We start from the raw sequence: 22432 nt of genomic DNA on the forward strand, positions 1-22432 counted from the left end.
CGCACGGCGGACCGCACCGCCCGCGGCATCCGCCTTCCGGATCAGCCGCACGGGGGATGCCCCCGCCCCGCGGCATCCGTAGCGTGAAGGGCATGACAGGAGATCTGCGACTCACCGGCATCACCAAGAGCTACGGCTCACGGCGTGTGCTCGACGACGTGTCCTTCCAGGTGGCGCCCGGGCGCCTGACCGGGTTCGTCGGCGGCAACGGCGCAGGCAAGACGACGACCATGCGGATCGTCCTCGGGCTGCTCTCCGCAGACGGCGGGAGCGTCGACCTCGACGACCGGCCGGTCACCACGGAGGACCGCCGGCGCTTCGGCTACATGCCCGAGGAGCGCGGCCTTTACCCGAAGATGAAGGTGCTCGAGCAGATCGTCTACCTCGCCCGCCTGCACGGCTTCGGGAGGACGGATGCCACGGCCCGCGCCACCGCGCTGCTCACCGAGCTCGGGCTCGAAGCCCGGCTGAACGACACCATCGAGTCGCTCTCCCTCGGCAACCAGCAGCGCGCGCAGATCGCCGCCGCCCTCGTGCACGAGCCGGAGGTGCTCATCCTCGACGAGCCGTTCTCCGGACTCGACCCGCTCGCCGTCGACGTCGTCGCCGGGGTCCTCCAGGCGAGCGCGGCGCAGGGCGCTGCGATCCTCTTCTCCTCGCACCAGCTCGACGTCGTCGAGCGGCTCTGCGACGACCTCGTCATCCTCGCCGGCGGCACCATCCGCGCGGCGGGCTCGCGCGACGGCCTCCGCGCCGAGCACGCGAGCGACCGCTACGAGCTCGTCTCCGCCGGGGACGCGGGGTGGCTGCGCACCGAGCAGGGAGTCACCGTGCTCGACTTCGAGGGCGGCTACGCCCTGTTCGACGCCGACGGCCCGGAGACGGCGCAGCGCGTGCTGCGCAGCGCGGTGGAGCGCGGCGACGTCGCCAGCTTCGCCCCCAAGCATCCGTCCCTCGCCCAGATCTTCAAGGAGGTCATCCAGTGAGCACCCCCGCCCGCCCTTCGAAGAACTCGGGCTCCCCGCTCTCCGCCTCCGGCGGCATCTGGCTCGTCGCGGAGCGCGAGATCACGTCGAAGCTGCGCAGCAAGACGTTCCTCATCTCGACCGGCATCCTGCTGCTGATCGCCCTCGCCGGCATCCTCATCGGGGGTTTCACGAGCAAGAACCCTGAGGCCACGGCGGTCGCCGTGACCTCGGAGACGGCATCCGTCGTCGAAGCGCTGCCGAACGTGAAGACCACGGAGGTGGCCGACCGCGCCGAGGCCGAACGGCTGGTGCGCGATGAGGAGGTCGAGGCGGCGGTGCTGCCCGGCGACGGGCCGACCGGATACACGGTCGTCGCGCTCGAGGACGCCCCCGGCGCCCTCGTCTCCGGGCTGTCGCTGTCACCCGCCGTCGAGATCCTGGAACCGGCGACGACGAACCCCCTGCTGCGCTATTTCATCGCGATCGGCTTCGGCCTCGTCTTCTTCATGGCCGCCTCGACCTTCGGCGCGACCATCGCGCAGAGCGTGGTGGAGGAGAAGCAGACACGCGTGGTGGAGGTGCTGCTCTCGGCGATCCCCGCCCGCACCCTGCTCGCCGGCAAGGTCGTCGGCAACACGGTCCTCGCCATGGCGCAGATCCTCGCCCTCGCCGCGATCGCCACGGTCGGGCTCATCGTCACCGACCAGGACGAGGTGCTCTCCGGCCTCGGCGCCCCGATCATCTGGTTCGCCGTGTTCTTCCTGTTCGGCTTCGTGCTGCTGGCGGCGCTCTACGCCGCAGCGGCGGCGCTGGTGTCGCGCATGGAGGACATCGGTTCGACCACCACGCCGATCATGATGCTCGTGATGGCGCCCTACCTGCTCGTCATCCTCTTCAACGACAACCCGCTGGTGCTGACGATCATGTCGTACGTGCCGTTCTCGGCGCCGGTCGGGATGCCGATGCGGCTCTTCGTCGGCGAGGCGCAGTGGTGGGAGCCCCTGCTCTCCCTCGTCATCCTGCTCGCCGGCTGCGTGGTGGCGATCATCCTGGGCGCGAAGATCTACGAGAACTCGCTGCTGCGCATGGGCGCCCGCGTCAAGCTCGCGGAGGCGCTGCGCGGCTGACCCGAGCCGGGCGGGGCGCTACGACCGCTCCGTGGACTTCCGCTCCACGAGGGTCGCGGGGAGGGTGTGCCGGCGCACCGGCAGGTCCTCCCCCGCGATCGCCCTGCGCAGCAGATCGACGGCGAGGCGCCCCATGTCGTCGTACGGCTGCCGCATCGTCGTCAGCTGCGGACTCGTCAGCAGCGCGGCCCGCTCGTCGTCGAATCCGGCGACCGCGACGTCGGCCGGCACCGACAGCCCGTGCGCCGCGAGCGTGCGCAGCACCGGCGGCGCCACGAGATCGGCGACGCAGAAGATCGCGTCCGGCACGGTGCCTGCAGCGAGGAGGTCATCGAGCGGGGGCACGATCTCGGCGCCCTCGCTGCCCACGCCGCCCCAGGCGAGCACCAGATCGTCGGAGCGGATGCCGGCGGCCTCGAGCGCCTCGCGATGGCCCGCGAGGCGCTCTTCGATGAACAGGCCCTCGCCCCACGAGTCGCTCAGCTCCTCGAGGGCGGCGCCGACGAAGGCGATCCTGCGGTGGCCGCGCTCGATGAGGTGCTCGGTCATCGCCCGCGCGCCCGCGCGGTTGTCCACGGTGACGGTGGGCAGATGCAGCGAGTGCGTGCTGTCGTCGATGGCGACGACCGGAAGGCCGATCCGGTCGCATGCCGCGCGGATGGCCTGCTGATCGGGCACGCTGATCGCGATGACGCCCTCGGTGGGCACGTCCGCAAGCCCTTCGATGAGGCTCTCCGGTCCGCCCTCGACGGTGCCGACAGGATGCACGAAGAGGTGGATGCCGGCCTCTCCCGCCGCGGATGCCGCGGCGCGGAGCACCGGCTCCCACCAGCCCCAGTCCGAGTCGGGCACGATGACGCTCAGCGCCGAGAAGGATCCGCGGCGCAGCGCCCGCGCGGTGCCCGACGGCCGGTAGCCGAGAGCGGAGGCGACCTCGCGCACGCGCGCCGTGGTCTCGGCGCTGACGTCGGGCCGTCCGTTGAGCGCTCGCGACACGGTCGCGAGGCCGACACCGGCCTCCCGTGCGACGTCGGCGAGCGTCGCCCTTGCGGCTGCCATGCATCCTCCCTCTTGACGAAGTCTTCTCCGTGCTCGTACTCTATGTGAAAACCTACCGGAATCGTTTCCGGTAACGATTCCGGATCGCGCACCCGAAGCGCATCCCCCTCGCTCAAAGGAGAGTCACGCCGTGACCGACACCACCCGCAACGAACCCCGGCCTGACGCGGCCGTCCTCGCCGACCGCGTCGGCCCGCTGTTCATCGTCATCTACGCCCTGGCGCTCTTCGGCATCTGGATGTCGATCATGCTTCCGGCATCCGTCACCATCGCGCTGCGCATCTCCGAGATCGACCCCGAGGGCAAGACCACGAGCTACTCGATCGCGTCCGGTCTCGGCACGCTCGTCGCCCTTCTCGCCAACCCCTTCTTCGGCCGGCTCAGCGACCGCACGCGCAGCCGATTCGGCCGCCGCCGCCCCTGGATCGTGATCGGCCTCGCCGGCACGATGGTCGGCGCGCTCATCATCGCGCTGAGCGGCTCCTTCCCGATGCTGCTGCTCGGCTGGCTCGTGATGCAGGCGTTCATCAACGCATCGATCGCGGCCGCCCTCGCCGTGGTCGCCGACCGCGTGCCGGTCGCACAGCAGGGTCTCGTCGGCGCGCTCTCCGGCATGGCCTCCTCCGCCTCGCTCGTCATCGGCGTGTTCTTCGTGCAGTGGTTCCCGACGAACATGCTCGCCCAGTTCGGGCTCCCCGTCCTGATCGCGCTCGTCTTCTGCGGCATCCTGATGTGGCTCCTGCGCGGCGACGACTCGCGCGACCTCGCGCCGCAGCCGTTCGGCATCGCCGAGTTCTTCGGCAGCTTCTACGTCGACCCGCGCAGGTCCCCCGACTTCGCGAAGTTCCTCGTGACGATGTTCCTCGTCTCCTGCGGCATCGCCGTCGTCGGCACCTACACCGTGTACATCCTGCAGGACCGCGTGAACGTGACGGAGGACGAGATGGGCGGCGTGATCACCCTCGCCTATGTCATCCCCGGCGTCATCGCCACCGTCATCGCCCCCGTCGCAGGATGGCTCAACGACCGCACCGGTCGCCGCAAGGTGCTCATGGGCTCCGCCGGCGTCGTCATCGCCCTCGGCACCGCCATGCTGTCCTTCACCACCGAGGTGACGCCGTACCTGATCGCCGTGGTCATCGCCTCCGGCATCGGCACCGGCATCCTCTCCGGCACGTACATCGGCCTCGCCATCGCGACGATGAACGATCCGAACTCCTCGGCCCGCGACCTCGGCGTCACGAACATCGCGTACACCCTGCCCTACTCGATCATGCCGTTCGTGGCGCCGGTCCTGCTCGGCATCGGCGGCGGACAGGGCAACTACCCCGCGCTGCTGATCACCGGCGCGATCCTGTCGCTCGCGGGCCTCGTGCCGCTGGCGATGATCAAGTCGACCAAGTAAGGAGACCGCACGCATGGCCGACTATCTCGACCCCGCACTGCCCGTCGAACGCCGCGTCGAGGACCTGCTCTCGCGCATGACCGTCGCCGAGAAGGCCGCGCTCATGTTCCACCCCTCCACCCAGCCGGGCGACACCCCGGACGCTCCGGCCGCCCTCGCCGCAGCCGAGGAGGACGTCGTGAACCGCGGCATCACCCACTTCAACGTGCTCGGCGGCGAGGACTCCGCCGCCGTCGCCCGCTGGCACAACACCATCCAGGAGATGGCGGAGAGCACGCGCCTGGGCATCCCGATCACGCTCTCCTCCGACCCGCGCCACGGGTTCCGCGACAACCCGTTCACGGGCCAGGCGCTGGACAGCCTCTCCCGCTGGCCGGAGACCACCGGGATCGCCGCGATCGGCACGGCGGAGGCCGCGCGCGCCTACGGCGAGGCGATCCGCCGCGAGTTCCTCGCGATGGGGATCCGGGTGTACCTCGGCCCGATGGCCGACATCTTCAGCGAGCCGCGCTGGTCGCGCGGATTCGGCACCTGGGGCGAGGACCCCTCCCGCGTCGCCGAGTTCACGGTCGCCTTCATCGAGGCGCTCCGCGGCGGCCCGGAGCTCGGCGCCGGCTCCGTCGCCGCCGTGGTGAAGCACTTCCCCGGCGGCGGACCGCAGCTCCGCGGCGACGACGCGCACGACCCGCGCTACCCCGAGCAGGTGTACCCGGGCGGGCGGCAGGAGCTGCACATCGAGCCGTTCGTGAAGGCGTTCGCGGCCGGAGCGACGCAGGTGATGACGTACTACGGCAAGCCGGTCGGCACCGACTGGCCCGAGGTCGGCTTCGCGTTCAGCGAGCCGGTCGTGCGCGACATCCTGCGTCGCCGCCTCGGCTTCGACGGCATCGTGGTGACCGACTGGAACCTCCTCGAGTCCACGCCGATGGGCGACATCGAGTTCGGCCCGAACGGCTGGGGCCTCGAGGACCGCACGGCGGTGGAGCGCGCGGGGATCGCCCTCGCCGTGGGCGTCGACCAGTTCGGCGGCGACCGCAACCCGGCGCTGATCGAGGAGCTCGTCGACAGCGGGCAGATCGCGGAGTCCCGGCTGGACGAGTCGGTCCGCCGGCTGCTGCGCGAGAAGTTCCGCCTCGGCGCCTTCGAGCACCGGCGCGTGGACGTCGACACCGCCGGGGCGATCTGCGGCGCCCCCGAGCTGCTCGAGGCCGGCCGCCAGGCGCAGCGCGATTCGCTCGTTCTCATCTCGCAGAAGGATCCCGCGCCGATCGCACCGACGGCCCGGCTGTTCCTCGACGGTCTGACCGCCGCGGGCGCGGGTCTCCCGAACGAGATCGTGGACGACCCCTCCCAGGCGGATGCCATCGTGGTGCGCCGCGACGCGCCCTACGAGGAGGGGCGCGGCTCGCTCGGCGACTTCTTCCGCGGCGGGAGCCTGGAGTTCTCCCCCGCGGAGCTCGCTCAGCTGAAGGCGTACGCGGCGATCGCGCCGGTGCACGTCGCGGTCTTCCTCGAGCGGCCCGCGGTGCTCGCGCCCCTCGTCGACATCGCGACGAGCGTCGTCGGCGACTTCGGGGCGAGCGACGCGGTCGTGCTCGACGCCCTGAGCGGCATGGCGCCGTTCACCGGGACGCTGCCTTTCGACATCCCGTCGTCGATGGCCGCGGTCGAGGCGTCCCGCGAGGACGTGCCCTTCGACACGGCGGAGCCGAGCTTCCGGTTCGGCCACGGCATCCGCACCGGGGCGTCGGTCGCGGTCTGACCCGCCCTGATCGCCGAGACCCCGCCGTATCGCCGAGACCCCCAGCTGCCGACGTCGGCAGCTGGGGGTCTCGGGGTTATCCAGGGGTCTCGGCGCTCAGCGGGAGGTGTGCCTCAGATCACGCCTTCGGAGAGCGCGGTCGGGTTGCCGAAGCGGTGGTTCGTGATCGACACGGCCTGCTCGTGCAGGAACGGGAGGATCTCGACGCGGCCGGCACCGGTCACGGCGTGCGACCAGACCGCGACATCCGGGATGCCGCCGAGCGCCTCGAACAGCGGAGCCGAGTCTCCGCCGACCAGGCGGACGCGCCGCCAGGTGTGCGCGGCCTTCGACTGCTCCTTCGCGAACCGCTTGACCCAGGCTGCGTCCTTCTCGTGGGTCACGGTCACGCCGGCGGCGCGCAGCGCCTTCTCGACCGCCGAGGGCAGCGCGGGAGCGGAGACCGTGAACGGGCTGCCGCTGCGGAGAGCTGCGGCGAGGACGCGGATGCCGTCCACCAGCGGCGCCTGCTCGGAGATGCGCACGTCGACCGCGACCGGGCGGTAGCGGAAGACGTTGCGCTCCACGCCGAGACCCGACTCGTCGGTGACGGCGCCGAACTCGTCGACCCAGGCTCGCTCGTCCGAGACCGCCGCGCGGTGCAGCCACTCGGACTCGACCGGGTCGAGCGCGCCGCCGGCCGCCTTCAGCAGCTTCTCGACGGCGGGGGCCACGGCGGCACCCGGAGCAGCAGCGGGGAGATCGGCCGGAGCCCACTCGCCGAGGCCGAACAGGTAGTTCGGGCCACCGGCCTTGGCGCCGGCGCCGACGGCGGAGCGCTTCCAGCCGCCGAACGGCTGGCGCTGCACGATGGCGCCGGTGATGCCGCGGTTGACGTAGAGGTTGCCGGCCTCGACACGGTCGAGCCAGGTCGCCACCTCGTCGGAGTCGAGGGAGTGCAGACCGGCGGTGAGACCGTAGTCGACGGCGTTCTGCAGCCGGATGGCCTCGTCGAGGTCCTTCGCGCGCATGATCCCGAGCACCGGGCCGAAGAACTCGGTCATGTGCGTCGTGGAGCCGGCGACGACGCCCGTCTTCACTCCGGGCGTCCACTGCTTCCCGTCAGCGTCGAGCTTGCGGGGCTCGACGAGCCAGCGCTCCCCCTTGTCGAGCGTGGTGAGCGCCTTCAGCAGCTTGCCGCTCGCGGGCTCGATGATCGGGCCCATCTGCGTGGCCGGGTCCTGCGGAAGGCCGACCCGCATGGACTGCACGGCGTCGACGAGCTGGCGCTCGAACCTCTTCGAGTCGGCGACCGAGCCGACGAGGATCGCCAGCGAGGCCGCGGAGCACTTCTGGCCGGCGTGGCCGAAGGCGCTGCGGGCGACGTCGGCGGCTGCCAGGTCGAGGTCGGCCGACGGCGTCACGATGATCGCGTTCTTGCCGCTGGTCTCGGCGAGCAGCGGCAGGTCGGACCGGAAGGAGCGGAACAGCTGCGCGGTCTCGTAGGCGCCGGTGAGGATGACCCGGTCGACCGACGGGCTCGACACGAGCTGCGTGCCGAGTTCGCGGGAGGAGAGGTCGACGAGGGCGAGCAGGTCGCGCGGCACGCCGGCGGCCCACAGCGCCTCGACCATCACGGCGCCGCAGCGCTGGGTGAGCTTGGCGGGCTTGATGACGGCGGCGGAGCCCGAGGCGAGTGCGGCCAGCACGCCGCCGGCGGGGATCGCGACGGGGAAGTTCCACGGCGGGGTGACCACGGTCACCTTCGACGGCACGAACTCGGCTCCCGCGACGGCCTCGAGGGCGAGGGCGCGCTCCGCGTAGTAGTGCGCGAAGTCGATCGCCTCGCTGACCTCCGGGTCGGCCTCGGCGATGGTCTTGCCGGCCTCATGGGCCATGATCTCGAGCAGCTGCCCTCGGCGGGCGGCGAGCTCGTCGCCGGCGCGGTGCAGCACGGCGGCGCGGTCGGATGCCGGTCGTGCGGCCCACTTCTCCGCGGCGGCGGTCGCCGCGGCGAACACCTGGTCGAGCTGCGGGGCCGTCTCGATGCGCGCGGAGGCGATGGCGTCCACGCCGAGTCGCGTCGACGCGGAGCGGCTGAGGATCTCGCGGCCCCAGGCCCGGTTGGCGGCGAGCGCGGGGTCGGTGTCCGCCTGGTTCTCGAAGCCCGTCGTGACGGCATCCGTGGTCTCGGTCGTGCGATCCTGCACCCGGTTGGGCGCCGGCACCGAGCGGTCGACCTCGAGTGCGGCGAGCGAGCGCTCGAAGCGCTGACGCTCGCGGGTGAGCAGGGCGGGGTTCGAGGCGAGCTCGAACACCGCAGACATGAAGTTCTCCTGGCTCGCGTTCTCCTCGAGCCGGCGCACGAGGTACGCGATCGCGACGTCGAACTCGGCCGGGTTCACGACCGGCGTGTAGAGGAGCAGGCGGCCCACGTCCTTGCGGACGGCCTCGGCCTGACCGGTCGCCATGCCGAGGAGCATCTCGTACTCGACGGCATCCGTCACGTTGCGGGCCTTCGCGAGCAGCCAGGTCCAGGCGATGTCGAAGAGGTTGTGGCCGGCGACGCCGATGCGCACGGCATCCAGCCGCTCGGGTGTCATCGCCCAGTCGAGCACGCGCTTGTAGTTCGTGTCGGAGTCCTGCTTCGTGCCGTAGGTGGCGAGCGGCCAGCCGTGGACCTTCGCGTCCACCTCCTCCATCGCCAGGTTCGCGCCCTTGACGACACGCACCTTGATCGGCGCCCCGCCCTTCGCCCGGCGGGCGGCGGCCCACTCCTGCAGATGCTGCATGGCGCCGAGGGCGTCGGGCAGGTAGGTCTGCAGCACGATGCCGGCTTCGAGGTCCTTCAGCTGCGGCTGGTCGAGGATCGTCGTGAAGGCCGCGATGGTGAGGTCCAGGTCGCGGTACTCCTCCATGTCGAGGTTGATGAACTTCGCCTTGCCCTGGGCCTCGGCCTTCGCCGCGAGCTCGTACAGCGGGGTGAGCTTCTCGACGACGTCGGCGACGGCCTCGTCGAACGACCACATCGAGAGCTGGCTGACGACGCTGGACACCTTGATCGACACGTAGTCGACGTCGTCGCGGGCGAGGAACTCGTAGGTGCCCTTCAGGCGGCGGCCGGCCTCGCGCTCGCCGAGCACGGCCTCGCCGAGGAGGTTGAGGTTCAGCCGGTTGCCGGTCTTGCGGAGCTTCGCGATCGCCGGCCCGAGCTTCGAGGGGGTGGCATCGAGCACGAGGTGGCCCACCATGGCGCGCAGCACGCGACGGGAGATCGGCACGACCACGCCGGGGAGCTTCGGCGCCCAGAACCCGCCCGCCTTGATGGCGAGACGGAGGTAGCCGGGCAGCAGGCTCGGGGTGATCTCAGACAGGTCGGCGAGCTTGCGACCGGCGACCGACAGGTCCTCGGGGCGCATCACGCCGTCGACGAAGCCGACGGTGAAGGCGAGGCCGTTCGGGTCCTTCAGGACCTCCGAGAGACGCTGCGCTGCGGGCTCGACCGGATGGGTCTCGCTCTCCGTCAGCCAGCGCTGGACGAGGGCGGCGACCTCTTCGGTGCGCGGAGTGGTGGTGTCGACGACGGACATCGGCGGGCCTTCCGGGTTCAGGGGGCGCACACCCGGGTCGTGTGCGTCTCGATCATTTTCCGGCCGGCCAGTAGGCTACGTCTATCAACCGATCTGCATGATTTCCGTTCGGTCAGACTGAACAATCGGGAGGACCGGATGCTGGACGTCAACCGGCTGCGGATGCTCGTCGAGCTCTCCCGCCGCGGCACGCTCTCCGCTGTCGCCGACGCCCTCTCCTACAGCAAGGCGACGGTGTCGCAGCAGCTCAGCGCGCTGGAGCGCGACGTGGGCGCCCCGCTGCTGCGACGCGTCGGCCGGGGCGTGCAATTCACCCCGCAGGGGAACGTGCTCGTGGCCGAGGCGATCGGCATCCTCGATCAGCTCGAGCACGCCCAGGTCGCGGTCGCCGAGTCGCTCACCGAGGTCACCGGCACGGTGCGCATCGCCGTGTTCCAGACGGCCGCGCACGCGCTGCTCCCGCCCGCGCTGCTCGCCCTGCAGGCGCAGCATCCGGCGCTCCGCGTCGACGTCACCGAGAGCGACCCGGAGTCCAGCCTCGTCGGCGTCGCGAGCCGCGACTTCGACCTCATGCTCGCGGAGCAGTACCCGGGTCACACCCGGCCGATCAACGCCGACCTCGACCGGGTGGTGCTCACGCACGACGCGATCGCCCTCGCCCGGAGGTCGGTCGGAGCGGAGGCGCGCTCCACACCCGAGGACGTCACGGCGGCCCTCTGGGCGACGCGGGAGGAGCCGTGGGTGCTGGAGCCGCGGGGCACGGCCTCGCGCGCCTGGGCCGAGCAGCTGTGCCGGACGGCGGGCTTCGAGCCCGACGTGCACTTCGAGGTCGCCGACCTCACCACGCACATCCGCCTGATCCGCGCCGGGCTCGCCGTCGGGCTGCTGCCGGAGCTGGTCTGGGCCGGCGACGCCCCCACGGTCGACCTGCTGCCGCTGCCGGGGGCGCCGCGCCGCGAGATCTTCTCCTCGGCGCGGCGCGTCTCGGCGGCCGCCCCGTCGATCAGGGCCGTACGGCGGGCGCTCGCGGATGCCGCGGGGCTGATCCTGCCGGACTGAGCCCCGTCACATGCTCGCCGAGACCCCGTCTCAGCGACGAGACCCCGGGCTGTTCGCGCGAACAGCCCGGGGTCTCGGCGAAATGTGGGGGTCTCAGCGACGTGCATGCGCGCTCAGCGGCGACGTGCATGCGCGCTCAGTGGGTGTGCACGTGCTCCTCGCCGGCGCCGTGCCCCGAGGCCGCCGGGTCCTCCGCGCGTGCGGCGGTCGGTGCGGCGAGCGCGCCGGCGGAGTGCGCGAAGCCGCCTCCGACGATCGTGAGCTCGGCGTGCTGGTCGAGGAGTCCCGCCGGGTCCTGCTCATGCCGGTACAGGTCGTCCGACCACACCACGAGGTCGGCGAGCATGCCCTGGCGCACGCGGCCGCGATCGCCCTCGGCGTGCCAGGCACGGGCGCCGTGCAGGGTGTACGCCTCGAGCGACTGGTCGAGACCGACCCGCTCGGCGGCGGTCCAGGCGTCCGAGCCGTCGAGTCCGGCACGGGTCGCCGCGGAGAAGAGACCGATCAGCGGGTCCATCTCGCCGACCTGCCAGTCGCTGGAGAAGGAGACCGTCGCCCCGCTGTCGAGGAGGCTCTTGAACCGCCAGGCGCGCGACCAGCGATCCTCGCCGATGTTCTCCATCCAGGTGCCTGCGACGAGGTCGGGCGAGCAGTGCCGCGGCTGCATCGCGGCGGTGACCCCGAGCTGGGCGAACCGGGGCAGGTCGTCGGGGTGCAGGCACTCGACGTGCACGATGCCGTGCCGGCGGTCGGTCGTGCCGTTGCGCAGGCCAGCCTGCTCGATCGCGTCGAGGGCGAGGCGGATGCCGGCATCCCCCGTCGCGTGCGTGTGCGTCTGGAAGCCCATCCGGTCGAGCTCCGTGATCACGTCGACGAGCTCGCGGCCCGGGTAGCTCGGCCGTCCGCGCACGCCGGGGCGGTTGGCGTAGTCCTCGAGCATCAGCGCGGTGTGCGGCTCGATGACGTCGTCGGCGTAGAGCTTGAGCGGGCCGAGACGCAGCATGCCGGCGGCATCCGCGTTCGCCTCGGCATCCGTCACCGCCTGCTTGAGCTGCTGGCGGAAGGCGCCGTCGGCGCCCACCGGGTGGAACAGCGCGGTGATCACGCGCGAGGTGAGCTCCCCCGCGGCGAGGGCGCGCTGGAAGAGGCCGATCTCGGCGAGCGGGACCTGTGGCTCCACGGCGGTGGTGATGCCGCTCGCGGTGGCCATCCGCATGCTGGAGAGCAGCTTGCGGTAGCGGCGCTCGGGCGAGTACATCGGGATGTCGCGCTGCAGCTCGGCGAGGCCGGCGATGGTCATGGCGCTCGTGTAGAAGTCGGTCACCCAGCCGGTGGCCTCGCCGGCGGCATCCCGCTCGGGGCGGCCCCAGGCGATGTCGACGCCGTTCGCGATGCCGAGCACCGTGAGCGCGTGCCGGTTGAGCCACACCGAGTGCTGGTCGTACGTGGTGACGAACACCGGGCGGTCGGTGAGCCCCTCGAGGTCGGCGGCGTTCGGGCGGCGCCCCTCGACGACGGAGTAGACCGCGTTCTCCGCGCAGATCCAGGTGAGGTCGGGGCGGCGGGCGGCGAACTCGGCGATGCGGCGGCGCACCTCGGCGAGCGTGTGCGCGCCCTCCAACGAGACCGCGTCCTCGTCGAAGCCGAGCAGCAGGTGGTTGTGGCTGTCGATGACGCCGGGGGTGAGCAGGCGCCCCTCGGCGTTGATCGTGCGGCGGGCGGCCGGAGCGTCGACGGCCGGGCCGACGTAGGAGATCCGGTCGCCGTCGATGGCGACGGCCTCGGCCCACGGCTGGGCGGGGTCGAAGGTGCGCACGCGCGCACCGGTGATCAGCGTGTCGACGGTCATCGGGGAGCTCCTCGTAATTCTTTGACTCAAACGTCAAATAACTCTTCGAGTGTGACACGGCGCTCGGGTAGTGTCAAGGGATGGCACGACCGAAACGGCAGGAGGAGCGGCGCGCTGCGCTCATCCAGGCGACCTACGCGGCCGGCAAGGAGCACGGCCTCCGCTCCCTCTCCCTCACCGACGTCGCCGCGACCGCCGGCCTCACGCGCGGCGCGATCCTGTACTACTACGAGGACCTCGACGCCCTGCTCGTCGAGGCGCACGCCGCCGGCGTCCAGCGTTTCTGCGACGAGCGGGACGCCGTGCTCGCCGACATCGAGGACCCGCGCGACCAGCTCGGCGCGGCGATCGACGCGGGCCTGCCCGACGGGCCGGAGGACGCCCTGATGAGCCTGCTCTACGAGTTCGACGTGCTCGCCGGGAACTCGGAGCTGCATGACGAGCTCGTGCAGACGCTCTACGTGCGGCAGCTGGAGACTTACCGGGGCGTGTTCGCCGCGGGTCGCGCGGCCGGCGTCTTCTCCCCCGGCCTCGACGACGAGCAGCTGGCGATGACCTTCGTCGCACTCGAAGACGCCTACGGCCTGCACATCGTCGCCGGCAACGCGCTGATGACGGTGCCGAAGGCGGCGGCGGCGATGCGTGCGGTCGCCGAGCAGCTGGGGTGCCCGACGAGCTCCTGACGCGTGCCGGAAGTCGTTCCGTGACATCGGGAATATGCATTCACATACATGTGTTTAGACTCGATGTACGCGGACGAAGGAGTCCGATCCACTCCTTCCGAAAGGCACTTCCGTGAGCACTCCCGTCCTCGACCGCACCGCCCCCACCGAGCACCCCGTCCTCGACGTCCTCGCCGGCCGCTGGAGCACCCGCGCCTACGACGCGGAGAACACGATCGACGAGGCCAAGCTGTCCGCCGCCCTCGAGGCCGCCCGCTGGGCCCCGTCCGCCTACAACCTGCAGCCGTGGCGCTTCATCGTCGCCCGCCGCGGCACCGCCCTGCACGCGCAGATCGTCGACTCGCTGGTCGAGTTCAACCAGCTCTGGGCCGCGAACGCGGCAGTGCTCATCGTCGCGATCGCCGAGACCGAGTCCGAGGACGGCAACGCGATCAGCCACGCGATCTACGACCTCGGCCAGGCCGTCGCCCACTTCTCCGTCCAGGCCCACAACGACGGCCTGCTCGTGCACCAGATGAGCGGCTTCGACCCGGAGGTCGTCCGCGAGTTCGCCGACCTCGCCCCGCGCTTCACCGCCACGACCGTCATCGCCGTCGGCGAGCTCGGCGACGCCTCGGCGCTGCCCGAGGGCCTGCAGCAGGGCGAGACCGCCCCGCGCGTGCGCCGTCCGATCGCGGAGACCGTGATCCTCAGCGCCTGAGCGCTGCACCCCCCGCACGCCGACGCCCCATCTGGCGGTCGACGCCCCACCTGACGGGCGTCCGCCAGGTGGGGCGTCGAGCGTGCCCGGGGTCAGTGCTCGGGGCGGTCGACGGTCACCTCGTTGCCGTCCTTGTCGACGATGCGGCCGTCGACCACGGAATCTCCGTCCTCGAGCGCCTCGAGATAGGCGACCGGGATGCTGCGCGTCGGCGCCGCGGCGAGCACCGAGGCATCCTTGTCGGGGCCGTTGCCGAGGTGGTTGAACAGCAGGTTCAGCAGGATCGCGGCCACCGCGGCCGAGCTGATGCCGGAGTGGAAGATCGTGTCGAACCAGGCGGGCATCTGGTCGTAGATCGTCGGCGCGGCGATCGGCAGCATCCCGATGCCGATCGAGGTCGCCACGATGACGAGGTTCATGTTGCCGCGGTAGTCGACCTTCGCGAGGGTCCGGATGCCGCTGGCCGCGACACTGCCGAACAGCACGATGCCCGCGCCGCCGAGGACAGGCGTCGGCACGGCGGCGACGACCCGGCCGAGCACCGGCAGCAGGCCGAGCACGACGAGCACGACGCCGCCGGCGGTGACCACGAAGCGGCTCTTGACGCCCGTGATCGCGACGAGGCCGACGTTCTGCGCGAATGCCGACTGGGTGAACGAGCCGAACACCGGCGACACCGCGCTGGAGAGCATGTCGGCGCGCAGGCCGGCCGCGATGCGCTTCGAGTCCACCTTGGTGCCGACGATCTCGCCCACGGCGAGGATGTCGGCCGTGGTCTCGGTGAGCGTCACCAGGATGACGATGAACATCGAGATGATGCCGGCGATCTCGAAGGTCGGCATCCCGAAGGCGAACGGGCTGGGCAGCGCGAAGATCGGGCCGTCGGCGACGGTCGCGAAGTCGACGCGTCCGAGGATCGCGGCCACGATCGTGCCGAGCACGATGGCGAGGAGGATCGCCAGGCGCGAGATCGCCCCGACCGGCACCTTGCTGAGCACCAGCACGATCACGAGCGTGATCCCGGCGAGCAGCAGGTTCTGCGGGGAGCCGAAGTCCTCCGCCTCCCGGTTGCCGCCCATCGCCCAGCCGGCGGCGACCGGCAGCAGGGTGAGGCCGATCGTCGTGATGACGACGCCGGTGACCACGGGCGGGAAGAACCGGATGATCGTGGCGAAGACCGGCGCGATGAGCAGGCCGATGACGGATGCCACGATCACCGCGCCGAACACAGCCGGCAGCCCGCCGCCGCTCGTCACGATCGCGCCCATGGTCGCCACGCCCGCGAAGGAGACGCCCTGCACGAGGGGCAGCTGCGAGCCGAAGAACGGGATGCCGACCGTCTGCAGGACCGTCGCGAGGCCGCCCATGAACAGGCAGGCGGTGATCAGCACCCCGATCTCGGCGCCGTCGAGTCCGGCGATGGAGCCGATGATGAGCGGTGGCGCGATGATGCCGCCGTACATGGTGAGCACGTGCTGGAAGCCGTACGCGATGGTGGAGCCGAGCGGGAGCCGCTCGTCCTCGGGGCGGACCGCCGTCTTCTGCTTGTTCATTTCGACCTCTTCGTCGGTGTGGTGGTTTCGGTGGCTGTCGGTGTTCAGGAGTGCCTGGCGAGCAGGCCGCGGGCCGCTTCGCTGTGGTGGGCGATGAGCTGCGGGACGTCGAGCCCCACGACGGCGCCGTCGAGTACGCGCCAGTCTCCGCCGACCATGACGCGGTCGGCGCGATCCGCGCCGCAGAGCAGCAGAGCCGCCACGGGATCGTGGCTGCCGGAGAAGCGCAGCTCGTCGAGGGTGAACATCGCGAGGTCGGCCTGCTTCCCGGGTGCGAGGACGCCGAGATCGTCGCGGCCGAGGGCACGGGCGGACCCGGCCGTCGCCCAGTCCAGGGCGCGCTCCGGCGTCACCGCCGCCGCCCCGTAGCGGAGGCGCTGCAGGTACAGGGCCTGACGCACCTCCTGGATCATGTTCGACCCGTCGTTGGAGGCCGAGCCGTCGACGCCGAGGCCGACCGGCGCACCGGCATCCTCCAGCTCGAGGACCCTCGCGATGCCGGAGGCGAGCCGCATGTTCGAGGTGGCGCAGTGCGAGACCGCGGTTCCCGCGGCGCCCAGCCGGGCGATCTCGGCGTCATCGAAGTGGATGCCGTGCGCCAGCCAGGTGCGCTCGGTGAGCCAGCCGACGCTCTCGAGGTAGTCGACGGTGCGCAGCCCGAACATCTCGCGGCAGAAGTCCTCCTCGTCGAGCGTCTCGGCGAGGTGGGTGTGCAGGCGCACGTCGAGCCGGTCGGCGAGCGCGGCGGTGTCGCGCATCGCTCCGGTCGTCACCGAGAACGGCGAGCACGGTGCGAGGCCGATCTGGACGAAGGCGCCCTCCCCGCGCTCATGATGGGCCGCGATGAGCCGCTCGCTGTCGGCGAGGATCACGTCGGCATCCTGCACCGTCCGCTGCGGCGGGAGACCGCCGTCCTCCTCGCCCAGCGACATCGAGCCGCGGGTCAGCGTCGCCCGCATCCCGAGTCGCCGGACGACCTCGACCTGCACGTCGATGCCGTTCTCGAGCCCCTCGGGGAAGAGGTAGTGGTGGTCGGCCGCCGTGGTGCAGCCGGAGAGCAGCAGCTCGGCGAGCGCGACGGTCGTGGCGAGCTCGAGATCGCGCGGGGTGAGCCCCGCCCACAGCCCGTACAGTCCCTTCAGCCAGGGGAAGAGCTCGGCGCTGACGACCGGCGCCCAGGCTCGGGTGAGCGTCTGGTAGAAGTGATGGTGCGTGTTGATCAGGCCGGGGATGATCACGTGCCGCGACGCGTCGACGACCTGATCCACGGGGGCGGCGGGCGCACTCCCCGCGGGAACGAGCTCGCGTACCCGCGCTCCGTCGACGACGATCCCGCCGCGGGCGTCGGCGTCGGTGCCGGTGTGGATGCCGAGCGGGTTCTTCAGCCAGACGCTGGCGGTGTTCTGTGACATGGGAGACTCCATCCGTGACGGTGGGGTCGCCGGCGACCCCACGATGAGGGGGCCAGCTCAGTTCTGCCCTGTCTGCTGATCCAGGAGTCCCGCCATCGGAACCCTCCAGATGTATCACGGCGCGCTTCCGGAGGTCAACAACTTCTTCCGAGAACCGGACTGCTTATTCCATGAAGCGAAATTGACGCGCTTGGGCCGGTGCGGGCGGATGCTCCGGCACCAACCAGCAGGAATGACGGATGATGCCCCGCGCGCTCATGTCGATGACGGATCACCGTCAATTCCGGACCGGGACTGAGCGAGCACCCCTACCATCGGCTCATGACCGCCCTCTCCCGCCGCACCCGGGCCGGCTACGCGCTCGGCGGCATCGCCTCCGGCACCTACGGCACGGTCCCCGGCCTCATCCTCATGCCCTTCCTCACCGACCTCCTCGGCGTCGAAGCGGCGATCGCCGGGATGATCGTGTTCGCACCGAAGGCCTGGGACTTCTTCCTCAACCCGATCGCCGGGCGGCTCAGCGATCGCTCCCGGCATCCGCACGACCGCCGGCGCCCGTTCATCCTGCGCGCCGGCATCCTGCTCGCCCTGGCGTTCCTGGCGATGTTCTTCGGCCCCACCGCTCCCCCGGTGGCCGCCGCGCTGTGGGTGCTGGCGCTCTTCCTCGCCTCGGCGACCGTGTACGCCTTCTTCCAGGTGCCGTATCTGGCGATGTCGGCGGAGATCACCGACGACTACTCCGAGCGCACCCGGCTCATCACCTGGCGGGTCATCGTGTTCACCCTCGCGATCCTCGTCTCGGGCGCGACCGCGCCGGCACTCGTCGAGGCGGTGGGCGGCGTCGGCGGATACCGGATCATGGCGGGCGCCATGGCCGTGCTCATCCTCGTCGGCGCCTTCGGGGTGTGGTGGGGCACCCGGCGCGTGGCGCTGACCCGCACCGAGGTCGCCGGCGGGCGCCTGTTCGGCCAGCTCGCGATCGTGCTGCGCGACCGCGATGCCCGCACGCTGATCGTCTCGTTCGTGCTGCAGGCCGTCGCGATCGGCATGGTCCTCGGCGGGGTCGTCTACGTGGCCCGCCATGTGGTGCACGACCCGGGCGTCGCGACGGTCGCGTTCCTGTGCTTCGTCGCCCCGGCCGTCGTCCTCACCCCGGCCTGGTCGGCGCTGGGCCGCCGCATCGGCAAGAAGGGCGGCTTCGCGGTCGCGACCCTCGTGATGACCGCGGGCCTCGTCGCCCTGCTCTCGGCGCGCACCGGCGATCCCGTGCCGATGCTGATCGCCTCGGGTGTCGTCGGCGTCGGTTACGCAGGCGCACAGCTGTTCCCGCTCGCGATGCTGCCCGACCTCGCCGCGGAGGACGCGAAGCGCACCGGCACCAACCGGATCGGCATGATCTCAGGCGTCTGGTCGGGCTTCGAGCTGCTCGGGTATGCCCTGGGCCCGGCGGTGCTGGGTCTCGTGCTCAGCATCGGCGGCTACGTCGCGACGACCGGCGCGGAGGTGGTGCAGTCGGACGCCGCGCAGTGGGCCATCGTGCTGGGCGTCTCGGTCATCCCCGCCGTGCTCTGCGCGATCAGCCTCGTGCCGCTGTCGCGCTACCGCCTGGACGCGCGCCTGCGGGCCGAGGCGGCGACCGCGGGGAGGAGCCCCGCCTGACCGGCGCCTACCAGCGCAGCGGCACGCGACCCGCCGAGCGCCCTTCGGCATCGAGCAAGTGCCCGTTGCGCTTGATGCTGCGCAGCACGGTCCAGCGGTCGACGACCTCCACGCCGTCACCCCACGCCTCCTCGATCGCCGGCAGGGCGGTGAGTGAGCGGGCGCGGACGCAGACGAACAGCGGCGCGCGACCGACGAGGATGCCGACGCGATGCGCCTCCGGCAGCCGTGCGGCGTGCCCGGCCGCGGCCTCGGCATCCGTCGCGCGCGCCCACAGCACGGCGCCACGCCGGTAGCCGGCAGCGGGCATCGCGACGTCGCAGCCGAGCCGGAGGAGCCCGGCTGCGACGGCGCGGTCGACCGTGCGCCGCGCGGTCGCCTCCGAGACGCCGAGCATCTTCGCCACGGAGGCGGCCGGCATCCGCGGGTCCTCGTCGAGGGCCTCGGCCAGCTCGGCGACGATGTCGGGCCGAGGCGCCCGCGCCTCGTCGGGGCGGTTCGGGTCCCGCAGGGCCCGCTGCTGCTGGCGTGAGAGCACGCGCAGCCGCCACCCGGAGTCCTCCGCGGTGATCGCGGCCGCCACGTCCATCCGCCGCACCCGGGCGCCGAGCGCGGCGATCTCGCGCACGCGCTCCCCGAGCTGGGCGAGCCCGCCGGAGGAGGCCACGAGCACGAGGCAGCCGGCCGAGGTCTCGTCCGCGCTCAGCACCCACGGCAGGGCGGAGACACGGTCGATCACGTCCGGCGTCGTGCGCGGATCGAGGAGCACGACGGCGACGTCCGTCGACGACGACCAGCGCTCCGGAGTCGGCCACGCGGTGAGCCACGCCGTCGACTCGTCGCGAAGCGCCTGCCAGTGTCGGGCGACGGTGGCCGCGTCCGCTCCGACGGCGGCGGCGACCCGCGTCCACGGGGCGCGGGCGTCGATCTGCAGCGCGTGCACGATGGCGAGGTCGAGCTCGCCGAGCATCCGGGCGTCGCCGTCGTCGAGTGGTGCCATGTGACGAATCGTACGCATCAGAGCATCCGTACTGAAGGATTCGATGCGCATGGCGCGGCACAACCGCGGTCTCCCTAGCCTCGAGGGCATGAGCATGACCGAAGACGCGATCATGGCGACCATCGAGGATCTCGTCGCGATGGCGCCGCGGGCGACCGGCTCGCCGGGCGGCGCCGCGGCGGCCGGCTACGTCGAGCGGCGGTTCGCCGCGGCCGGGCTGACCACCGAGGTGCTCGAGGTCCCGTCGTTCTCCTGGCGGGCCGGCACCTGTGCGGTCAGCGTCGGGGGCGAATCCGTCGCCTGCGCGCCGATCCTGCACTCGGCGCTTCCGGCGCATGACTGGACGGGCGCCGCGGAGCACCGGATCGAGGCGCGGGTCGTCGACATCGGCGACGGGCGGGTGCGCCGGCACGACGTCCGCGGCGCGATCGTGCTGTTCGACCTGACCTTCGACATGACGGTGGCGCACTCGCTGCCGCTCACGCTCTTCCTGCACGACCCCGGCCGGCGGGTGCTGCGCCGCGAGGTGCTCGGCAGCCGCAACCCGTATGTCACCTCCCTCGCCCGCACGATGACCGAGGCGGCGGCGGCCGGCGCAGTGGGCGTGATCGGCGTGCTCCGCGACTACCCGGACTCCCGGAACTACCACAACGAGTACTACCGGCGGACGCTCTTCCCCCTGCCCGGCGCCTGGGTCACGCGCGCCGAGGGCGCGCGTCTGCGACGGCTCCTGCGGGGCGCATCCGCCGCTCGGCTCACCCTCGACGTCACCCGCACCGAGGTCGTCTCGCGCACCGTGATCGGCATGCTCCCCGGCCGCACGACGGATGCCGTGATGATCCAGTCCCACCACGACTCGATCGGCCCCGGCGCCGTGGAGGACGCCTCCGGCACCGCCGAGGTGATCGCCCTCGCCGAGCACTACGGGGCGGCGGCCGCGGCGGGAGCGACGCGTGAGAAGACGCTGCTGTTCGTCACCTTCGACACGCACTTCACGGGCTACCAGGCGCACCGCGAGTTCGCCAGGAGGCACGTGCTCTCCCCCGGCGCCCCGTGGAACATCGTGCTGAACGCCACGATCGAGCACATCGGGCTCCGCGCGGTCGAGGGCGCGGACGGCGGGTTCGCGTCCACAGGGGAGACCGAGCCGCGCGGTATCTTCGTCAACGTGAATCCGGCGTTCACCGGGCGGATCGGCCGCGCCGTGCGGCGGCAAGGCCTGCACGGCACGAGCCTCCTCGGCGCCGGGCTGCTCGAGTTCCTCGCCTCCGGCATCCCCACCGACGCCTCGTTCACGTTCGTCTCGGGCGTGCCCACCGTCAGCCTCATCTCCGGCCCGCTGTACCTCTACGACGACGCCGACACGATCGACCGGATCGACCGCGGCCAGCTCGTTCCGGTCGCCCGGTTCTTCGCCGACGTCGTCGACGACGCCGAGCGGCGGGACGGACGGATGCTCGGCACGATGCCCGCCGCGCTGCGTCGGCTCCTGCCGCGGGGGCGCTGGTGACCGGGGCCCCGATGACCGGGCCGCTCGCGAAGGGCTGCGTCGTCTCCTTCCCGGCGACCGGCATCGACGGGGAGCCGCAGGAGCAGACCGGACTGATCCATCTGCCGTCTGCGGCGCCGCCGCGGGGCGGGTTCCCGGTCGTCGTGTACGGCCACATGACCACCGGCGGCTCGCCCCGCTCCGCACCCAGCACCGGTGATCCCGAGCATCCGGAGTGGCGGCGGATGTCGCAGGGCGATGCGCTGTGCGCCGCCCTCGTCACCCGTGGCATCGCGGTGCTCCGCCCGGACTACGAGGGCATCGGGGGCCCCGGCATCCACCCGTATCTGATCGGGGCGTCGCTGGCGGCGTCGATGACCGGGATGATGCGGGCGCGGGACTCGTTCGCAGCGGATCTGGGCGACGACTGGGTCGCCGCCGGGCACTCCGAGGGGGCTGTGGCCGCGCTGCACGCCTCGGTGGCATCGGAGCCCGACCGTCGCTCACGACTCCTCGGCACCGCGGCGTTCGCGCCCGTCACACGCATGGACGTGAGCATCGGGCTCGCCCGGCGCGCGCCGGGGCGCTTCCCCGGATCGGGGGTGGTCTCGGCGCTGATCGCGCTGATGCTGCGCGGCGCCGCCACGACCGACGAACGGATGCGGGCGCTCCTCGCCGCCGACGGGCTCGGCGCCGCGGCGTCCGCCGTATGGCGTGATCTCGACCGGCTCACCCTCACCGAGCTCGCCGCGTCCCGCTCCTGGGGCGGGATCGCGCCGGGCCGCATCGGCGGTGCTTCCGGTCGTGAGCTGTTCGCGCGGCTCGACGCCTCGTTCCGGGCGAACGAGGTGGTCGCGCTCCGAGGCTTCCGCGCCCCCGTACGCGTCGACGCCGCCCGATTCGACGAGGTGGCTCCCGCTCCCCTCTCCGGCCGCCTGCTGCGCGCCTACCGCGCCGCGGGCGTCGACCTCACGAGCCGCTGGTGGCCCACGCACCACTCCGGGACGATGCATCCGCAGCACGCCCCGTCAGAAGCCGCGGACTGGATCGCGGCCCGGTTCGCATCGCGCCGACGCCCCATCTGAGGCGCGACGCCCCACCTGGCGGACGCCGTTCAAGTGGGGCGTCGGCGCGCAGG

The 22432-nt window shown here is 71.9% G+C and carries 16 protein-coding genes; 10 read left to right on the forward strand and 6 right to left on the reverse strand.

Translation table 11 applies throughout. The features are described from left to right. Window positions 1-92 precede the first annotated feature (92 nt). Window positions 93-986, forward strand: coding sequence for an ABC transporter ATP-binding protein (locus G6G98_RS09980; protein WP_067347774.1), 894 nt, complete (start codon window positions 93-95; stop codon window positions 984-986). Then, entirely contained in the window at window positions 983-2095 is a 1113-nt protein-coding gene (locus tag G6G98_RS09985) for an ABC transporter permease (RefSeq protein WP_208321465.1), read from the forward strand. The genes G6G98_RS09980 and G6G98_RS09985 overlap by 4 nt, the downstream gene beginning before the upstream one ends. 18 nt (window positions 2096-2113) lie before the next feature. Here G6G98_RS09985 and G6G98_RS09990 read toward each other — a convergent pair whose 3' ends face one another. Then, window positions 2114-3154, reverse strand: coding sequence for a LacI family DNA-binding transcriptional regulator (locus G6G98_RS09990; protein ID WP_164234655.1), 1041 nt, complete (start codon window positions 3152-3154; stop codon window positions 2114-2116). Between the two features lie 130 nt (window positions 3155-3284). Between G6G98_RS09990 and G6G98_RS09995 the strand changes: the two genes are divergently transcribed. Then, window positions 3285-4559 carry an MFS transporter gene (locus tag G6G98_RS09995; protein WP_067347783.1) on the forward strand — a complete coding sequence of 425 codons (1275 nt, stop codon included), beginning with the start codon at window positions 3285-3287 and terminating at the stop codon, window positions 4557-4559. Between the two features lie 13 nt (window positions 4560-4572). After that, the gene (locus tag G6G98_RS10000) at window positions 4573-6321 is read left to right on the forward strand and encodes a glycoside hydrolase family 3 protein (RefSeq protein WP_164234654.1); all 1749 of its coding nucleotides are present in this window, start codon (window positions 4573-4575) and stop codon (window positions 6319-6321) included. A gap of 113 nt (window positions 6322-6434) precedes the next feature. On the opposite strand, the gene G6G98_RS10005 is transcribed toward G6G98_RS10000, so the two are convergent. Continuing rightward, entirely contained in the window at window positions 6435-9890 is a 3456-nt protein-coding gene (locus G6G98_RS10005) for a proline dehydrogenase family protein (RefSeq protein WP_164234653.1), read from the reverse strand. A gap of 138 nt (window positions 9891-10028) precedes the next feature. Between G6G98_RS10005 and G6G98_RS10010 the strand changes: the two genes are divergently transcribed. Beyond that, window positions 10029-10949: a LysR family transcriptional regulator gene (locus G6G98_RS10010; RefSeq protein ID WP_164234652.1), complete on the forward strand. Its 921-nt coding sequence runs from the start codon at window positions 10029-10031 to the stop codon at window positions 10947-10949. A gap of 136 nt (window positions 10950-11085) precedes the next feature. On the opposite strand, the gene G6G98_RS10015 is transcribed toward G6G98_RS10010, so the two are convergent. Then, on the reverse strand, window positions 11086-12798 hold the full coding sequence (locus tag G6G98_RS10015) for an amidohydrolase (RefSeq protein WP_164234651.1): 1713 nt from the start codon (window positions 12796-12798) through the stop codon (window positions 11086-11088). A gap of 80 nt (window positions 12799-12878) precedes the next feature. Between G6G98_RS10015 and G6G98_RS10020 the strand changes: the two genes are divergently transcribed. Both G6G98_RS10020 and G6G98_RS10025 read left to right on the forward strand, forming a co-directional pair. Beyond that, window positions 12879-13481 (forward strand): TetR/AcrR family transcriptional regulator, encoded by a 603-nt coding sequence (locus tag G6G98_RS10020; protein ID WP_067347797.1) that lies wholly within the window; start codon window positions 12879-12881, stop codon window positions 13479-13481. A 112-nt stretch (window positions 13482-13593) separates the two neighbouring features. Then, window positions 13594-14181, forward strand: a complete 588-nt coding sequence (locus tag G6G98_RS10025) for a nitroreductase family protein (protein ID WP_067347799.1) — start codon at window positions 13594-13596, stop codon at window positions 14179-14181. A 92-nt stretch (window positions 14182-14273) separates the two neighbouring features. Here the strand turns inward: G6G98_RS10025 and G6G98_RS10030 are convergent, their stop codons facing one another. Further along, window positions 14274-15734 carry a nucleobase:cation symporter-2 family protein gene (locus tag G6G98_RS10030; RefSeq protein WP_164234650.1) on the reverse strand — a complete coding sequence of 487 codons (1461 nt, stop codon included), beginning with the start codon at window positions 15732-15734 and terminating at the stop codon, window positions 14274-14276. Between the two features lie 44 nt (window positions 15735-15778). Continuing rightward, window positions 15779-17146, reverse strand: a complete 1368-nt coding sequence (locus G6G98_RS10035) for an 8-oxoguanine deaminase (RefSeq protein ID WP_164234649.1) — start codon at window positions 17144-17146, stop codon at window positions 15779-15781. Window positions 17147-17467: 321 nt separating this feature from the next. Between G6G98_RS10035 and G6G98_RS10040 the strand changes: the two genes are divergently transcribed. Next, window positions 17468-18805, forward strand: coding sequence for an MFS transporter (locus tag G6G98_RS10040; protein ID WP_067347807.1), 1338 nt, complete (start codon window positions 17468-17470; stop codon window positions 18803-18805). Between the two features lie 7 nt (window positions 18806-18812). Here the strand turns inward: G6G98_RS10040 and G6G98_RS10045 are convergent, their stop codons facing one another. After that, window positions 18813-19805 (reverse strand): AsnC family transcriptional regulator, encoded by a 993-nt coding sequence (locus G6G98_RS10045; RefSeq protein ID WP_067347810.1) that lies wholly within the window; start codon window positions 19803-19805, stop codon window positions 18813-18815. Window positions 19806-19893: 88 nt separating this feature from the next. Between G6G98_RS10045 and G6G98_RS10050 the strand changes: the two genes are divergently transcribed. Both G6G98_RS10050 and G6G98_RS10055 read left to right on the forward strand, forming a co-directional pair. Then, window positions 19894-21315: a M28 family peptidase gene (locus G6G98_RS10050; RefSeq protein ID WP_164234648.1), complete on the forward strand. Its 1422-nt coding sequence runs from the start codon at window positions 19894-19896 to the stop codon at window positions 21313-21315. Window positions 21316-21326: 11 nt separating this feature from the next. Continuing rightward, the gene (locus G6G98_RS10055) at window positions 21327-22379 is read left to right on the forward strand and encodes a lipase family protein (protein WP_067347815.1); all 1053 of its coding nucleotides are present in this window, start codon (window positions 21327-21329) and stop codon (window positions 22377-22379) included. Window positions 22380-22432: the final 53 nt, after the last annotated feature.

The organism is Microbacterium hydrocarbonoxydans (assembly GCF_011752045.1).
Taxonomy (GTDB): domain Bacteria; phylum Actinomycetota; class Actinomycetes; order Actinomycetales; family Microbacteriaceae; genus Microbacterium.

Coding starts and splice junctions, on each gene's coding strand:
- G6G98_RS09990 (WP_164234655.1), bottom strand. CDS start 3,154: ATGGCAGCCGCAAGGGCGACGCTCGCCGACGTCGCACGGGAGGCCGGT.
- G6G98_RS10040 (WP_067347807.1), top strand. CDS start 17,468: ATGACCGCCCTCTCCCGCCGCACCCGGGCCGGCTACGCGCTCGGCGGC.
- G6G98_RS10055 (WP_067347815.1), top strand. CDS start 21,327: ATGACCGGGCCGCTCGCGAAGGGCTGCGTCGTCTCCTTCCCGGCGACC.
- G6G98_RS10010 (WP_164234652.1), top strand. CDS start 10,029: ATGCTGGACGTCAACCGGCTGCGGATGCTCGTCGAGCTCTCCCGCCGC.
- G6G98_RS10050 (WP_164234648.1), top strand. CDS start 19,894: ATGAGCATGACCGAAGACGCGATCATGGCGACCATCGAGGATCTCGTC.
- G6G98_RS10035 (WP_164234649.1), bottom strand. CDS start 17,146: ATGTCACAGAACACCGCCAGCGTCTGGCTGAAGAACCCGCTCGGCATC.
- G6G98_RS10020 (WP_067347797.1), top strand. CDS start 12,879: ATGGCACGACCGAAACGGCAGGAGGAGCGGCGCGCTGCGCTCATCCAG.
- G6G98_RS10045 (WP_067347810.1), bottom strand. CDS start 19,805: ATGGCACCACTCGACGACGGCGACGCCCGGATGCTCGGCGAGCTCGAC.
- G6G98_RS10000 (WP_164234654.1), top strand. CDS start 4,573: ATGGCCGACTATCTCGACCCCGCACTGCCCGTCGAACGCCGCGTCGAG.
- G6G98_RS09980 (WP_067347774.1), top strand. CDS start 93: ATGACAGGAGATCTGCGACTCACCGGCATCACCAAGAGCTACGGCTCA.
- G6G98_RS10015 (WP_164234651.1), bottom strand. CDS start 12,798: ATGACCGTCGACACGCTGATCACCGGTGCGCGCGTGCGCACCTTCGAC.
- G6G98_RS10030 (WP_164234650.1), bottom strand. CDS start 15,734: ATGAACAAGCAGAAGACGGCGGTCCGCCCCGAGGACGAGCGGCTCCCG.
- G6G98_RS10005 (WP_164234653.1), bottom strand. CDS start 9,890: ATGTCCGTCGTCGACACCACCACTCCGCGCACCGAAGAGGTCGCCGCC.